The sequence below is a fragment of the Aeromonas sp. s5 genome, from assembly GCF_040907865.1.
In the GTDB taxonomy this organism is placed as follows: domain Bacteria; phylum Pseudomonadota; class Gammaproteobacteria; order Enterobacterales; family Aeromonadaceae; genus Aeromonas; species Aeromonas dhakensis.
Genome location: NZ_JBFOCO010000009.1, coordinates 59,868 through 75,663, shown reverse-complemented (window position 1 = coordinate 75,663; position 15,796 = coordinate 59,868). Strand labels below are relative to the sequence as shown.

The following is a 15,796-nucleotide window of genomic DNA, read 5'->3' as shown; positions in this document are numbered from 1 at the left end:
TGGAGATGGCGCGTGGATTTTCCCTGCTGGAGCTGATGATTGCTGTAGCCGTGATGGCGATTCTGACCCTGATTGCCTACCCCAGCTACAACAGCTACATGGCATCGGCCAAGCGGGCCGAGGCCAAGGCTGCCCTGCTAGAGGCGGCGCAATACATGGAGCGGCAGTTTACTGCCGATGGCAACTATGATGGCGGCAATCTGGCCTCAGCCGGACTGGCCACCTTGCCCAGGGATGGCGGGGCTGCCTATTACAATCTGGCGCTCAATGCCAGCGGCGCCCGCTATACCCTGACGGCGATCCCGACCGGGGTGATGAACGGCGACCCCTGCGGCTTGCTGACTCTGGATCAGGGGGGGCAGCAGGGGGTGTCGATGGCCAGCATGACGGCCGCCGAGTGCTGGTAATATGTTACCAGCAGGCGGCCGGGGTCTTGATGTCAGCCTTGTTGAGGGTGAGGGTATCGCAGGCGGTGCTGCCGCTCTTGTCACCCACCTGCGCTCCCTTGCTGGTGGCGATCAGGGTGTAGGTGGTTGCGGTAGCCCCGGAGATGGTGAAGTCATAGTAGCTGCTGGTGGGGTTGCCCACCTGGGACGGGGTCGTGCCGTAGCTGGTGTTGGAGACTCTGAACTCTTCCTGTTTCAGCTGCATGCTGAGCAAGCCCTTGAACGCCTCGGCTCGACGGGATTTGCGCAAACCGTCGCTGAAACTGGGGTAGGCGATGGATGCAATGATGGCGACGATGGCGACTGCAACGAGCAGTTCCAGCAGCGTGATTCCGGACTGTTTGGCTTTCATGGGGCGGCATGCTTCGTGAAACAGGTTGATACTATAGGATAGTACTGACGGTGTGCTCTACTGGCATGTGCAAAAAGAAAGGAGTCTTGAACGATGGAAGGCAGAAAGGGCAGATCCGCCGGTTTTACCCTGATAGAGCTGATGGTCGCCCTGTCTCTGGTCGCTCTGCTGCTGACCGTTGCGATTCCCAGTTATCAATCACTGCGCCAGGAGCAGATGGTCAAGGCCGCCACCCAGGCGGTGTATACGGATGTGATGTTGCTGAAGTCCGAGGCCATCAAGCGTAATCGCACCCTGCAATTCATCATCTTCAACAGCGGCACCAGCAATTGGTGTTACCGCATTTTTATCGATGGCAGCTGCAACAGTTGCAGCGATCACTGTTCCAGCATTGAGGGGCGCAAAGGGGGCGATGCCAGTGAATATCCCGGTATCAGCCTGGTTGCCAGCTACAGTGAATCGTCAAGCAACATCAGGCCCCTGAGTATCTCTCCCAGAAGGTCCTCCCTGACGGCGGGGAATATTGCCATCTCATCCGGTACCTATTCCATGCAGGTCAAGACCAACAATGTCGGGCGTGTGCGTACCTGCGGTGTCAGCAATGTCAGTGGGGTGCCTGCATGTTGAGAGCGCCAAGGGGATTCAACGTGGTGGAGCTGATGGTTGCCATGGTCGCAGGCCTGCTGCTGGTCGCCGCGGTGACATCCTTGTTCGCCACCATCCTCAGGGTCAATCAAACCTCCATGCAGGTGAGCCGCCTCAATCAGGAGCTGCAGAGCGTCACCGACATGATTGCCCGTGATGCCCAGCGGGCTGGGTACGATGGTAAGGCAAGCATGCTCCTTGAAACATCCGCATCTAAGTTTACGTTCAGCACGAACACTGATCTGATGAATGAGACAGCGAGTGGATCTCAGGTTTATAGGTGTATTCGTATTCGTTATGACTATGATTCTGATGGCTGTTTAGATAAAGATGCTTCTGTTTGCGGTACTAATTCTGGGGATGTGGAAGAGACAAGAGTCTACAGCTTCAGTAGTACTGATAAGGGTATAAAACTGGCTGAAGGAAACTCGGTAAGCTGCTCGGATGGCTCACTACTTAGTACAGACAATACTATCGAGATCTCGGCTCTCACCTTCTCGCTATTGAGTGGCAGCGTCTCGTCAGGTGCACGGACGGTGCGGCTGACTATATCGGGTCAGTACAAGGCCAACACCGCGCTCAAACTCACTCTGCAGCGTGATATCAAGCTGCGCAACGACGGGTATTGATGTCATGCAACGTCATCTTGGTTTTACCACCTTCACCGTTACTTTGCTGCTTACTGTGATGTTGCTGAGCATCTCGTTGCTGGTGGGCAAGCTGATGGTGTCTGACCGCCGTGTCAGTCTCAACGAAGTGCAGTATCGGCAGGCCTTGGCTTTGGCCGAGTTGGGGCTGGCAGATGGGGTGGGGCGCCTGGCGCAAGATGCGACCTGGCGCACCACCAGTAGCGGCGTTGCCGTGAGCACTTCATCTGGCACTTATGCCCTCATCGCAATCGATGATGATAATGTGGTTGTTGGTGGAACTACCTTGACACCCATTATTGTCAGTGCCGTTGCGACTCTGGCCGATACCACGGCCAATGCTGTCGTCTTGGCAAAAACTCTAAAGAGGAGTGTGCTATCGGGCACTCCAGCGGCCCCCCTGACGGTTGCCGGCGGCATGGCCGTTTCCGGCAACTTTACCGTGGTGGCCAATCCCAACGGGGGCGGGCCTGGGGTGCCACTCTCAATCTGGACCAACGGTAATGTGGATCTGACCAATGGTTCCGGTCAAACCTGCCATCAGGGGGATTACAGCGGAGGGTGCAGTGCCTACATCAGCCAGAAGGGGGACAAGCAGTCGGACATCAAGGACAACGATACCGCCTTCCCAAGCGACCTGGTCTGGTATCTGTTCAACGAGAATGACGATGCAACAGGATGGGCCAATCTGGAGTCGCGGGCAGTGCAGATATTGACCAATTGCGATTCGTTGTCGACCGCCTCCCGTGGGCTCATCATCGTCGATGGGGACTGCAAGCCGGGCGGCTCGATCGGTTCGGTTGCTGCACCTGTGGTGCTTATCGTGCGCAACGGGGATCTGATGGTCAACGGCAATGCCACCCTTTATGGACTGGTGTTCGCCTACTCCTCCACACCCGCCACCGCCACCAACGATATCAGCCTGAAGGGGGGCGCCATCGTCAATGGTGCTGTGGTCGCCAACTACCAACTGGGCAAGACTGCCAACGGGACCTTCGACGCCAAGTACGACCAGGCGGTGCTGAGCAATATCGAGAACGGGGCACCATTCCAATCCATTTCATTGATACCTGGCAGCTGGCGTGACTGGGAGAGTACACCATGAAACCGCACAAGGGATTCGGGCTGTTGGAGATCTTGATCACTCTGGTTTTGCTCGGGGTGGGGGTGGCCGGGTTGGTGGCCATGTCGCGCGGGATCCTCGGGGCCTCCCAAGATGGTCGACGCTATGAGGTGGCGATGCGGCTGGCCGAGTCGAAACTCGATGATTTTCGTACCTTCAACGGCGTAGTGAGTGCCGTCTCTCCGCTCACGGCCTATAACAGCATTGCGGCGGGCTCCAGTACGGTCACCCCCGCCGACGGTGGCGGGACCTATACCCTGAGCTGGACCGTCAACAACCAGTACTGGAATGGTACGATCTGGCAGACGACGGTCCCTACGGGATACCTGCAGTCCTACCCGGGTCGCAAGGTCATCAACGTGACCGTCAGCTGGAGCGACAATGACGGGAATCCGGTCTCGTTGTTATTGGCCGGAGCAGTATCGCCAATAGAGTCATTAGATCTGCAGCAACTTAACGGCGGGCTCGATACCAGTCGCGAACCTCCCCAGGTGGTCTATACCCCGGGGGTGGCGCCGGACGTCATCTCCATCCAGATCGATCAGGAAGGGCGCAAGCAGGAGACCAGCAAGCCGCTGCCGACGGTGACCTCCAAGGATGGCACCGTCGGCAAGCTGGTGCAGTTCGAGACGGTCACCTACAAGCCCGACAACGGCGGCAACACCCAGCAGGTGCTGCAGGATCTGGCCTCGGTCTCCTGCTCTTGCAGTTACGGCTCGAGCGTCAATGCCTACCTGCCGGGCCAGGCGATCCTGACCGACAGCAATCTGCTCTACTGGAGCGTCGGCTCCCAGGTCACCAAGCAGACCGGCATCCTCAACAGCAGCGTCAAGGATCAACCCACCCTCTGCACCAGTTGCTGCAAGAACCACTTCGATGGCAGTGGCAGCAGCTTTGATCAGTTCTACTCCCCGCTGCACACCAACAGGCAGCGCTATAACAGCTCGCTCACCTCGGTCAACAGTGGCGACTATGTGGATGCCTGCCGCTTCGTCCGGCTCGATGGCTATTATCGCCCTCTGCCCGAGTGGAACCTGATCAAGGTGGTGGTGGCCAGCGCCGACTTCCTCGCCAAGACGGCCAATCAGACCAGCTACCAGAATTACATCAAGTACGTGGTCACCACCTACATCACCTGGCAGAAGAACACCCTCAACTGGACCGCGAACCCCACTGCCACGCCACCGACCATCACCGAGTTTGCCGACTGGTTGCCTGCCAACGCGGCGGCGGGGGGGGACACCACGACCAAGGTCACCATGAGCACGGGCACGGCCCAGCTGATCGCGCGTGGCATCTATGTGGATGTGCTCTCTCCCACCTATCTGGCCGCACTCGACCTGACCTCGCAGGATCTGCTGGCTAGGGTGCCATTCCAGGATATCAACCTGACCATGCTGGCCGAGTGGAGTCTGGTACCCTTGAGTGGCCAGCTGACCGGCAGTGTCTCCGACTATGTAGGGGTGACCAACGAGACGGTCAAGACGGTGGTCGATCTCAACAACTACTACTTCGGCAGCTACAGTCGCGGTTACCTGTCTGCCAAGAAGAGCACCAAGGATGCCTCCAACGTGTTGCAGAGCGCGTTGATCAAGGTGACCGCCTATCAAGGCAACTCGGGGATCACTGCCTCGCTCATCTCTCCAGTGGATCAGAGTGAAGCCAAGAGCGCCAGCATGCCAGTGGCGATCGATACCAGCGCCCAAACCGTACCGACCCTGACCGTGTCGGGGCGGATCGAGTGTCTGGAGAAGGTCAGCAACAAGGACCCATCCCCCACGGCGTGCAACAAGAACACCTTCAACGGGTTGAGCGTGACCACCACCACCACGGGGGCCACCTGCCGTATCGACAAGCCCCAGGCCAACAACCAGCCGGCCACCTATGTCTGCACGGCGGCACAAAACAGCAGCCTGGTGGTGAGTTTCTCCTACAGTGCCCAGGGCAACACCACCTATCTGCTGAAGCCGGCGTCGTTGAGTATCGCCATGACACCGCCCGCCAGCGGTCAGGTGATCACCGGGCCCTGTGGCCTGCTGGTGGACAACGGCGTGACCAACGCGAGCAGCCTGACTTGTACCCCCTGAGTCTTGGGCGCTGGCACAGCCAGCGCCTTTTCTTTATCATTCCCCATCATTTTCGAATTCAAGATGCATCGCCATGGCAAAAGCCCTCTCTCTGATGCTTGCCCAGTTGAATCTGACGGTAGGCGCCATCGAAGATAACTGTGACAAGGTGCTGGCGGCAGCCGCCGAAGCCGATCGGCAAGGCGCCGATCTGCTGGTTTGCTCCGAACTGGCCCTGACCGGCTACCCGCCGGAAGATCTGCTGCTGCGCGCCGATCTGATGATCCGAGTGGAGGCCGCGCTGACCCGCATCGCGGCATGGCAGGGGGCTTGCGCCATTCTGGTGGGTCACCCCTGGCGTGAAGGGGAGGCGCTCTACAATGCCGCCTCCCTCTATGAACAGGGGCAGCTGGTCGCACGCTACTTCAAGCAGGATCTGCCCAACTACGGGGTCTTCGACGAGAAGCGCTACTTCACCGCGGCAACCGAGACCTGCGTGGTCCCCTTCCGTGGTCATCAGCTGGGCTTGCTCATCTGCGAAGACCTCTGGCAGCCGGGGCCGGCGCTGGCCGCCAAGGCCGCTGGGGCCGAGCTGCTGCTCACCATCAATGCTTCGCCCTACGATCAGGAAAAACCCTGGATCCGACGCGAGCTGATGGCGGAGCGCTGCGATCAGACCGGTCTGCCGCTCATCTACCTCAACCAGGTATGCGGTCAGGACGAGCTGATCTTCGACGGCTGCTCCAAGGTGTTCAACAGCCAGGGCGAGCTGACTCACAAGCTCGCCCCCTTTGCCGAAGAGCTGGCGCTGGTGCGCTTTGCCGATGGTCAGCCGGTGAAGGAGCGGGAACCCGCCGCACCACTGGAACCCTTGGCCGAGACCTATCAGGCACTGGTACTGGCGGTGCGTGACTACGTCACCAAGAACGGCTTCCACGGTGCCGTGCTGGGCCTCTCCGGCGGCATCGACTCGGCGCTGACCCTGGCCATCGCGGCCGATGCCATCGGCGCCGACAAGGTGCAGGCGGTGATGATGCCGTTCCGCTACACCGCCCAGATGAGCGTGGAAGATGCCAAGGAGCAGGCCGAACGGATGGGGGTGGAGTTCAACATCATTTCCATCGAGCCCATGTTCGAAGGCTTTATGGCCCAGCTGGCGCCGCTGTTTGAAGGGACCGCTCGCGACACCACCGAAGAGAACCTGCAGGCTCGCTGCCGTGGTGTGCTGTTGATGGCGCTCTCCAACAAGCGTCGCCGCATCGTGCTGACCACCGGCAACAAGAGCGAGATGGCGGTGGGCTATGCCACCCTGTACGGCGACATGGCCGGCGGTTTCGACGTGCTCAAGGACGTTCCCAAGACGCTGGTCTTCAAGCTGTGCGAATACCGCAATTCCGTCGATTATGTGATCCCGCAGCGGGTCATCGACCGTCCTCCTTCGGCAGAATTGGCACCGGACCAGGTGGATCAGGACAGCCTGCCCCCCTATGACATCCTGGATGCCATCCTCAAGCGCTATGTGGAAGAAGATGCCTCCGTGGCTGACATGGTGGCGGAAGGCTTCGAGGAGGCGGTGGTGCGCAAGGTGATTCGGCTGGTGGATCTCAACGAATACAAGCGCCGTCAGGCTGCGGTCGGGCCCCGCATCACGGCCCGCAACTTTGGTAAGGATCGCCGTTACCCCATCACGTCCGGGTTTGGCAAACAAAACTGGTAAGGAGTCACCATGAAGAAGATTGAAGCCATCATCAAACCGTTCAAGCTGGACGATGTGCGCGAGGCCCTGGCCGAGATCGGCATCAACGGCATGACGGTATCCGAGGTCAAGGGCTTCGGCCGCCAGAAGGGCCACACCGAGCTCTATCGCGGCGCCGAGTACATGGTCGACTTCCTGCCCAAGGTGAAGGTGGAGCTGGTGGTGCAGGACGAGGATCTCGATGCCTGCCTGGAAGCGATCCAGAACACCGCCCGCACCGGCAAGATTGGTGACGGCAAAATCTTCGTCTGCGAGGTGGAGCGGGTCATCCGCATCCGTACCGGCGAAGAGAACGAAGACGCCATCTGACGGATGGCTGAGCCTTGTGATGAGCCAACGAATGGAGACTCGAGCCCGCTGATGTCCTGGATGCGCCTCGTTGCGGTGGCCGGCCTGTTGGCCGGTCTGACCGCCTGCAGTACCCGGCCGCCGGCCCAGCCGGAAAACCTGTGCCAGATCTTTCGCGAGAAGCCGGACTGGCACAAGGCGGCGCTCAAGATGAACGAGAAGTGGGGAACGCCTGTGCAGGTGGTGATGGCCATGATGTATCAGGAGTCCTCCTTCGTGCACGATGCCCAGCCGCCGATGCAGTATTTCCTCTTCATCCCGACCGGGCGGGCTAGCTCCGCCTACGGCTATGCCCAGGTCAAAGATGAAACCTGGGCCGACTACCAGCGGGAGACCGGCAACAGCTGGAGCGATCGCGATGACTTTGCCGACGCCATCGACTTCATGGGCTGGTACACTCACAAGGCCCAGCGGCTGAACGGCACCTCCAAGTGGGATGCGTATGGCCAGTATCTCAACTATCACGAAGGGTGGGGTGGCTATCGGCGTGGCAGCTACCGCAGCAAGGGATGGCTGATGAAGACATCCCGCAAGGTGGAGGCCCGCGCCCAGCGCTACGGCGCCCAGTATCGACAATGCAAGGACCAGCTCTCCAGCGGGGGCTGGTTCTGGTAACCAAATCAGGAGTCAGAAATGCCGTTATTGGACAGTTTTACCGTTGACCACACCCGCATGGCTGCGCCGGCGGTACGTGTGGCCAAGACCATGCAGACCCCGAACAAGGACACCATTACCGTGTTCGACCTGCGCTTCTGCGTGCCGAACCAGGAGATCCTCTCCGAGCGCGGCATCCACACCCTCGAGCATCTGTTTGCCGGCTTTATGCGTGACCATCTCAATGGGGATGGGGTTGAGATCATCGACATCTCTCCCATGGGCTGCCGCACCGGCTTCTACATGAGCCTGATCGGTGCACCGGACGAGGCACGGGTCGGTGCCGCCTGGCAGGCCGCCATGAGCGACGTGCTGACCGTGCAGGAGCAGGGCAAGATCCCCGAGCTGAACGAATATCAGTGCGGTACCTACAGCATGCACTCGCTGGAAGAGGCCCATGCCATCGCCCGCCACGTGCTGGAGCGCGGTATCGGCGTCAACCGCAATGACGAGCTGGCCCTGCCGGAAGAGAAGCTGAAAAGCCTCTGAACCCGGGATGGCAAACATGAAAAAGGCCGGTCAGTGACCGGCCTTTTTGCATGCTGATGGAATCAGGATGGCAGCGGCATCACCCGGTTGCGGCCCAGCTCCTTGGCCTTGTAGAGCAGCTTGTCGGTGCGCTCGACCAGGCTGTCGCCCGTCTCCTGACCGTTGTACTCGCCAACGCCAAACGAGGCGGTGATGTGGTCGATGCGCCGGCCCGACTTGCGATCCAGGATCGACATTTTCTCGATGGCCCGGCGCAAGCTCTCCGCCATCTGGCGGCTCAGCGCCAGGTTGCGCATGGGGAGTAGTAGTGCAAACTCCTCGCCGCCGAGGCGGTAGGCGGTGACGCCCTCCTTGCAGGTCTCCCGCAGTCGCTTGCTGAAGGCGCGCAGCACCTGATCTCCCAGCAGGTGGCCATATTCGTCGTTGAAACTCTTGAAGCGGTCGATATCGGCGAGGATCAGCGAGAAGGGCTGCTTGCTGCGCAGCAGGCTGTCTATCTCCAGATCGAAGGCGCGCCGGTTGAGCAGGCTGGTGAGGGCATCCTCGTTGGCCAGCTTGCGGGTCTCGTTGAGCGCCTCGCGCAGTTCCTTGATCTCCTTCTCGGCGCTGCTGAGCTGGTTGCGAAAGTGCATGGTCGACATGCGCACGTCCCGCGACTCGCGCACCAGATCTCGCAGGATCCCCATGGTGTCCTCCAGGCTCAGCCCCTCGTCATCGATGAGGCTCAGCCGGTCGAAACTTTTGTCGAGCATCTCCTGGAACATGCCGGTATCCGAGATGGCATCCTGCATGGTGTGGCCGAGCTCGTTGGCCATGGCGGCCAGGTTGAGCTTCATCGCCTCCATCTGCTGCTCATCCTGGGCGGCGAGGTGCTGGTGATAGAGGCGTTCGCAGGTGGTGAGAGAGCAGGTGCCCTGCAGCTTGATGGCCTGATCGATGGCCTGATTGAGCTCGGGCATGCTGGCCGCCACATAGTTATACCAAAGGGTGTAATTATCCGGCGTGGTGGGGATTTGATACTTGATCATCAGGGGAACCGCCTGCTTGAGATAGGCGGCGGATTGGGCGAACGAATCCTTGCTCATGAGTTCCATGTCTCATCATGACTGCAAACTGTGCATAGTATGACAGAGAGATTGGCCAAAAGGCAGTCGATGGATGCCATTCGCCCCCCCCTCCGATATAATGTCGCCGTTACCACCTACCCTAAGGCCTGCTTATGTCTCAAAAAGATCCTTTCCTCGAACGCGAGGCCGAAAAATACGAGAATCCGATCGCCAGTCGCGAGCTGATCCTCGACCTCATCAAGGGCCATGAAAAGCCCATGTCCCGTGAAGAGTTGGCCAAGGTCCTCAAGCTGACCGAAGAAGAGCCGCTGGAAGCCTTGCGTCGTCGTCTGCGCGCCATGGAGCGCGACGGTCAACTGGTCTTCACCCGCAACCAGTGTTACGCCCTGCCGGATCGCCTGAATCTGGTCAAAGGCTATGTGCTCGGCCACAAGGATGGCTTCGGTTTCCTGCGTCCCGAGGGTGGTGGCCCGGATCTGTTCCTGAACAACCGCGAGATGCAGCGCCTGATGCACGGTGACTATGCCCTGGTGCAGCCTACCGAGATCGACCGCAAGGGTCGCCAGGAGGCGCGTCTGGTGCGCCTGCTCAAGGCCCGCGAGGCGGACATCGTCGGTCGCTATTTCGTCGAGAACGGCGTCGGTTTCGTGGTACCCGACGACAGCCGTATCGGCCAGGACATCATCATCCCGGAAGGGGAGAACAAGGGTGCTCGCCAGAGCCAGGTGGTGGTTGTGCGCATCAACCAGCGCGCCACCGCCCGCTTCAACGCGGTCGGCACCGTACTGGAAGTGCTGGGTGAAAACATGGCGCCCGGCATGGAAATCGAGATTGCCCTGCGTACCCACGGCATCCCGCACACTTGGCCCGAGGAGGTGACCAAGGAGGTCGCTGGTCTGGGCGAGCAGGTGCCGGAGAAGGCCAAAGAGGGCCGCATCGATCTGCGCGCCCTGCCGCTGGTCACCATCGACGGGGAAGATGCCCGCGACTTCGACGACGCCGTCTTCTGTGAAGCCAAGCGCGGCGGCGGCTGGCGCCTGTGGGTCGCCATTGCCGACGTCTCCGCCTACGTGAAGCCGGGCACCGCCCTCGACACCGAGGCCTACCAGCGCGGCAACTCGGTCTACTTCCCCGAATTCGTGGTGCCCATGCTGCCGGAGGTGCTCTCCAACGGCCTCTGCTCGCTCAACCCGCAGGTTGACCGCCTCTGCATGGTGTGCGAGATGACCATCTCCGCCGCCGGCCGCATGTCCGGCTACAAGTTCTACGAAGCGGTGATGAACTCCCACGCCCGCATGACCTACACCAAGGTGGCGGCGATCCTGGATGGCGATCCCAAGTTGCGCCAGCAGTACGAGCCGCTGGTGGGCCACATCGAGGAGCTCAACAACCTCTACAAGGCGCTCAAGCATGCCCGCCATCAGCGCGGTGCGGTGGAGTTCGAGAGCGAAGAGACCCGCTTCATCTTCAACGCCCAGCGCAAGATCGACCGCATCGTGCCGCTGGTGCGCAACGACGCCCACAAGATCATCGAAGAGTGCATGATCCAGGCTAACGTGGCTGCGGCCCGTTACATCGAGAAGAACGAGGCTGCCGCCTTGTTCCGGGTGCACGACCGCCCGGGCGAAGAGCGCCTGACCGGCTTCCGTGACTTCCTGGCCGAGCTGGGCCTGGAGCTCAAGGGCGGTCTCGAGCCCGAGCCGAAAGACTTTGCCGACCTGGCCGCCAAGTTTGAAGGGCGCCCGGATGCAGAGCTGCTCTCCACCATGCTGCTGCGCTCCATGCGTCAGGCCATCTATCAGGCCGACAACATCGGCCACTTCGGTCTGGCGCTGAAGTCTTATGCGCACTTCACCTCGCCGATCCGCCGTTATCCCGACCTCATCCTGCACCGGGCGATCAAGTATCAGACCGCCAAGGAGCAGCAGGGCAACCTGCGCCACAAGTGGACGCCGAGCGGTGGCTACCACTACCAGCTGGAAGAAGTGGATCCGATGGGCGAGCACTGCTCCATGACCGAGCGCCGTGCCGATGACGCCACCCGCGACGTGGCCGACTGGCTCAAGTGCGAGTACATGCTGGATCACGTGGGTGACGAGTTCGACGGTGTCATCGCCAGCGTCACCGGCTTTGGCTTCTTCGTGCGTCTGGCCGAGATCCACATCGACGGTCTGGTGCACGTCAGCACCCTCACCAACGACTACTACCAGTTCGACCCGTTGCACCAGCAGCTGATCGGCGAGAACTTCCGCCGCCGCTACCGTCTGGGTGACAAGGTGCGGGTCAAGGTAATGGGCGTGAACCTGGACGATCGCAAGATCGACTTCGTGATGGTGGAAGAGCCCCTCAAGATCACCGGCAAGAACGCCAAGCAGGCGGTGCGCAAGATGGCCGAGATCAAGAAGGAGAAGGCCAAGAGCGCCGAGCGCCACGACAAACGCAAAGAGAAAGATGGCAAGGACCACGGCAAACCCGCCAAGGGTGGCCGTGCCAAACCCAGCAACAGACGACCGAGCAAAAAAGCGCGGGACAAGGCCAAGGGGTAAGCCCTTCGGTCCATGCTTGGAGCTGGTGACCCGGGCTGAGTCTGTAAGGCACTGATGACCTAGGGTTATCTCCTCCAGAGCCCGATAGTCCCGGCGACGAAAAAAATCCGAACCCTGTTACCGGGGTTCGGATTTTTTATGGTCAGCGAAGTGGGGGAGGGACTTAGATTCTGGGCGGATCTCGGCCAAGTTCCGTGCTTTGGCTAGGAGTACAATCCCTGCGGGATTGCCCCTCTATTGGCCGCTACGCGGCGCTTAGAAAGGTGGGTGTCCCATTGTTCCTTGTAAGCTGGTATATCCGAAATGTAAAATGCACAAAATGGAAGCAAACATTAAGTTTCTTCTATAATTTAATGCACTATCTGAAGGTTAAAAAATGTATGCTTCATACTATGTACTTCTAACGTTGCGATAAACGGTGGCTTTTAAGTTGCACTTTTACTATAAAAAGGAGCGAAGCGGAATTGCAAAAATGCAACTTAAAAACCATCCGTTTGATTGCCTTGTTAACTTTCTTTTGACTTCCCTCTACCTATAGCATAGCCGATATATGTGGTTACAACAGGTAAAATTAGCTGCCAAAATTTAAATGTTCCATCAAAGTCAGATTTTTCTTTAGACATGAAGATTAGGCCTGAGATGATTACCAACACCGTTACGATAAAGACCAGGAAATTTGCAGAAAAAAGCTGCTCAGTTAATTTGTCTTTAGATGCGGCATTAACTCTGTTAGTTTCTGAATGAAGTTCCAATAGAGCTTTTATTTGTTCTGAATTACGGGTGTCAATTCCTGTTTCTGGGATCGGAGGCAGATCGATTCCTGTTTTACCCATGAGAAGCCTCCTTCACCAAAAACGTATAAGTGAGATTATAGGCTTGATATTCCCCCATGATTTCCACATGAAATGCAGCATAGAGCTCCTTTCCATCTATATGACCAACCCGTTGTGGGCTGGCATGACTATACCGACCAAGAGGTGGGTTCGTAAAAATAAAAGCCAATGTGAATGGGTTTTCAATTGATTGCGTGAGCAATGCCTCTTGCCCTTCTTTTCTTTCAATTCGAAAAATGACCTCTAGCCTATTTGGTGCTTCAGCCAGAACGAATTTACTTTCCTTTAAGTTAGGAATAAATACAGCACCGGATTTATATACCTCAAATCCATCGTTAAAAACCTTCAATGCAACCTCCAAGATTATTTGGTACTTATGATCAGCTAACACCCTGTTAAGGGGTGAGCAACGCAATACTAAAGCCGCTGCATACCACCTTAAACACTAAAACCAACGCATAGTGAAAATGCCATGCGTTGCGCATCCCTCTTGAACAGTTTGTTAGGGTTATCGAATGAAATACCGTTTTTTCTCTTTATCCCACTCAAATGAAATTAATTCAGTTTCAGTAGTATTTCGAATGTTGCGAATAATCCTATTTACATCCGTTTGCTCAAAACGACGTAGTTTAGACAGTTGATGATAAAAAATGGTCCAAGCTACAGCAGAGTCATCCCAATATGTTATGTCGCGTCCGCCACTACCTTTGGTAACAAAGATAAACTCTGGTGGGATAACTTCCTTATTAATTCGTCTTCGCCTAGATATCTTTTCTGCTTCTTTCTTTTTCTCAATCTCGTCGACTAGCTTTTGGTTACCAGCCCCACATGCTGAGATACTTAATATAACCTCACCATTATAGTCACCCATGTCGTATATCACAGGCTCAAGTGATACATACAAATCTTGCCAATTAATGAAGTCTCTACCAAAAGCTACACCATCAGAATTGCCATGGGCAGCAATATGAATACAAAGAGGCGTTTCCCGCCAAGTTGATGAGTCATGATTAGCATCTATTGAAGATATATAGTCAATAAATTTATCTAGGTCTTGCCTCGAATAGGCTGTCAAGATTGAAACTTCATGACCTATTATTTTACAAATTTGTTCCAATGCTCTTCCTTCGGAGCGTTCTTGAATCAAATCCATTGGATCAACACATTCAATTATGAACAGTCTAATTTTTCTACTCATAGTATTCCACCTAGGTATAGATAACCGTAACAGTGATTAGATGGAAGGCGGTACTAATCCGTTAGCAGAGCATTCCATATAACTCCGTAACATCTTCATTGCCGCCAAGTAAAAATTATCATTAAATCATCATATTACCATCTTACTTCTCGTGCCGAGCGTATTCGCTTGACTTCCTCTTTCTGCGCCACCATTACGACTGTATAAAAAATTACATGGGTGCTTATGGACGGCGCGGCCAAACCACTGCGGCGTGAGCCGCTCAGAAATCAGCATAAGGCCGTCACCATGTTCAGTGATCGCGCCACTCGCTTATCCATTCCATCAGGTAAGGCTACCGCCCCTGAATTTCAGCCTCCAGTCTGCTGCTGTTTACCTGCGTGGTTTCGTTGGCCTGGTTCATGGATGACTCCGACGGACGGTTGCCAAACGGCTATGGTAGCGAGTGCTACCGAGGAGAAAAGAGGGGAGTAATGATTTCCTGAGCAGGATCAACAAATTAATTGGCATGGGGGGACGTAGTGCGCCAATACGGTGAGTTTCAGGTATCAGCAAGTGCATCAGAGGGGCAGGGTATTGGCTCCCCCTGTAATCCGCCGAGGGGAAGGCCTTCTTGGGCCAGCAAGACGTCACTCGCCGCAGCCCGTAGGGCGGGCCAAACCCCGCATAGTGGCAATCCCGCAGGGATTGGGATGCTTGGCACAGGCGAAGGAGTTTGGCTGAACTCCCTAGGGACCGGAGTCTCTGGTATGATGCGCCATCATTTAGCGACCGGTGACGACGCCAGCATCATGGTGGTCAGGCTGCCGGTAGGGCCATTTTTCTTTGGGGCGCACTGGGTGCGACCCGACACCACGGATCTTGAACATGAGCAGTGAACTGATTTACGGCATCCACGCCGTGGCCGCCCTTCTTGAGCGCGAGCCGGAGCGTTTCATCGAAGTGTGGGCCCTCAAGGGCCGCGACGATGAGCGGCTGCAGCCCCTGCTGGCGGAGCTGGATGCGCTCGGCCTCAAGGTGCAGAGCGTGAACCGCAAGACGCTCGACGACAAGGCGGAGGGCAACAATCACCAGGGCATCATGGCCCGGCTGAAGGAGGCGCCCAAGCTGGCCGAGCACGATCTGGCCAGCCTGCTGGACAAGTTGGCCGAGCAACAGACTCAGCCCTTCCTACTGGTGCTGGACGGGGTGACCGATCCGCACAACCTCGGCGCCTGCCTGCGCAGCGCCGATGCGGCCGGGGTGCATGCGGTGATCGTGCCGCGCGACAAGGCCACCGGGCTGACCCCTATCGTGCGCAAGGTCGCCTGTGGCGCCGCCGAAGTGGTGCCGCTTATTCAGGTCACCAACCTGGCTCGCAGCCTGCGCGAGCTGCAGGAGCGTGGCGTCTGGCTGGTCGGCACCGCCGGTGAGGCTGATCACAACCTCTATCAGGCCAAGCTGACCGGCCCGATGGCGCTGGTGATGGGGGCCGAAGGCAAGGGTATGCGTCGCCTCACCCGCGAGCACTGCGACGAGCTGGTGAGCATCCCGATGGCGGGGGCGGTATCCAGCCTCAACGTCTCGGTGGCGACCGGCGTCTGCCTGTTTGAAGCCGTGCGCCAGCGTCGTGCCTGAGGCGAGCTG

The 15,796-nt window shown here is 57.8% G+C and carries 16 protein-coding genes; 11 read left to right on the top strand and 5 right to left on the bottom strand.

Features of this window, described 5'->3' with window-relative positions; all coding sequences use genetic code 11:
• The first annotated feature begins 5 nt into the window (after positions 1-5).
• Complete coding sequence (gene tppA, locus AB5Y94_RS06890; protein ID WP_010635132.1) at positions 6-407, top strand: type IVa pilus pseudopilin TppA; 402 nt, start codon at positions 6-8, stop codon at positions 405-407.
• A 4-nt stretch (positions 408-411) separates the two neighbouring features.
• Here tppA and AB5Y94_RS06885 read toward each other — a convergent pair whose 3' ends face one another.
• Positions 412-798, bottom strand: a complete 387-nt coding sequence (locus AB5Y94_RS06885) for a type IV pilin protein (protein WP_005308836.1) — start codon at positions 796-798, stop codon at positions 412-414.
• Positions 799-891: 93 nt separating this feature from the next.
• Between AB5Y94_RS06885 and AB5Y94_RS06880 the strand changes: the two genes are divergently transcribed.
• From AB5Y94_RS06880 to luxS, 8 genes are all read left to right on the top strand, one after another.
• Positions 892-1,425 carry a GspH/FimT family pseudopilin gene (locus tag AB5Y94_RS06880; protein ID WP_005308838.1) on the top strand — a complete coding sequence of 178 codons (534 nt, stop codon included), beginning with the start codon at positions 892-894 and terminating at the stop codon, positions 1,423-1,425.
• A 20-nt stretch (positions 1,426-1,445) separates the two neighbouring features.
• Positions 1,446-2,072 carry a PilW family protein gene (locus AB5Y94_RS06875; protein ID WP_368205253.1) on the top strand — a complete coding sequence of 209 codons (627 nt, stop codon included), beginning with the start codon at positions 1,446-1,448 and terminating at the stop codon, positions 2,070-2,072.
• A gap of 4 nt (positions 2,073-2,076) precedes the next feature.
• Complete coding sequence (locus AB5Y94_RS06870; protein ID WP_368205252.1) at positions 2,077-3,195, top strand: hypothetical protein; 1,119 nt, start codon at positions 2,077-2,079, stop codon at positions 3,193-3,195.
• Entirely contained in the window at positions 3,192-5,300 is a 2,109-nt protein-coding gene (locus AB5Y94_RS06865) for a prepilin-type N-terminal cleavage/methylation domain-containing protein (RefSeq protein ID WP_368205251.1), read from the top strand. The genes AB5Y94_RS06870 and AB5Y94_RS06865 overlap by 4 nt, the downstream gene beginning before the upstream one ends.
• A 73-nt stretch (positions 5,301-5,373) precedes the next feature.
• Positions 5,374-6,996: an NAD+ synthase gene (locus tag AB5Y94_RS06860; protein WP_010635128.1), complete on the top strand. Its 1,623-nt coding sequence runs from the start codon at positions 5,374-5,376 to the stop codon at positions 6,994-6,996.
• Between the two features lie 9 nt (positions 6,997-7,005).
• Entirely contained in the window at positions 7,006-7,344 is a 339-nt protein-coding gene (glnB, locus tag AB5Y94_RS06855; protein ID WP_005308848.1) for a nitrogen regulatory protein P-II, read from the top strand.
• 60 nt (positions 7,345-7,404) lie between these two features.
• Positions 7,405-7,998, top strand: a complete 594-nt coding sequence (locus AB5Y94_RS06850) for a transglycosylase SLT domain-containing protein (RefSeq protein WP_272943021.1) — start codon at positions 7,405-7,407, stop codon at positions 7,996-7,998.
• A gap of 18 nt (positions 7,999-8,016) precedes the next feature.
• Positions 8,017-8,526, top strand: coding sequence for an S-ribosylhomocysteine lyase (luxS, locus tag AB5Y94_RS06845; RefSeq protein WP_005308851.1), 510 nt, complete (start codon positions 8,017-8,019; stop codon positions 8,524-8,526).
• Between the two features lie 62 nt (positions 8,527-8,588).
• Here the strand turns inward: luxS and AB5Y94_RS06840 are convergent, their stop codons facing one another.
• On the bottom strand, positions 8,589-9,611 hold the full coding sequence (locus tag AB5Y94_RS06840) for a GGDEF domain-containing protein (RefSeq protein ID WP_024942009.1): 1,023 nt from the start codon (positions 9,609-9,611) through the stop codon (positions 8,589-8,591).
• Between the two features lie 134 nt (positions 9,612-9,745).
• Between AB5Y94_RS06840 and rnr the strand changes: the two genes are divergently transcribed.
• Entirely contained in the window at positions 9,746-12,139 is a 2,394-nt protein-coding gene (gene rnr, locus AB5Y94_RS06835; RefSeq protein ID WP_368205250.1) for a ribonuclease R, read from the top strand.
• A gap of 506 nt (positions 12,140-12,645) precedes the next feature.
• On the opposite strand, the gene AB5Y94_RS06830 is transcribed toward rnr, so the two are convergent.
• The 3 genes from AB5Y94_RS06830 to AB5Y94_RS06820 form a co-directional block, all read right to left on the bottom strand.
• On the bottom strand, positions 12,646-12,972 hold the full coding sequence (locus tag AB5Y94_RS06830) for a hypothetical protein (protein WP_144406112.1): 327 nt from the start codon (positions 12,970-12,972) through the stop codon (positions 12,646-12,648).
• On the bottom strand, positions 12,965-13,333 hold the full coding sequence (locus AB5Y94_RS06825; protein ID WP_368205249.1) for a DUF6864 domain-containing function: 369 nt from the start codon (positions 13,331-13,333) through the stop codon (positions 12,965-12,967). Before AB5Y94_RS06825 ends, AB5Y94_RS06830 begins: the two co-directional genes overlap by 8 nt.
• A gap of 147 nt (positions 13,334-13,480) precedes the next feature.
• Positions 13,481-14,170 (bottom strand): hypothetical protein, encoded by a 690-nt coding sequence (locus AB5Y94_RS06820; RefSeq protein WP_368205248.1) that lies wholly within the window; start codon positions 14,168-14,170, stop codon positions 13,481-13,483.
• Between the two features lie 867 nt (positions 14,171-15,037).
• Here AB5Y94_RS06820 and rlmB point away from each other — a divergent pair.
• Positions 15,038-15,787: a 23S rRNA (guanosine(2251)-2'-O)-methyltransferase RlmB gene (gene rlmB, locus AB5Y94_RS06815; protein WP_368205247.1), complete on the top strand. Its 750-nt coding sequence runs from the start codon at positions 15,038-15,040 to the stop codon at positions 15,785-15,787.
• Positions 15,788-15,796: the final 9 nt, after the last annotated feature.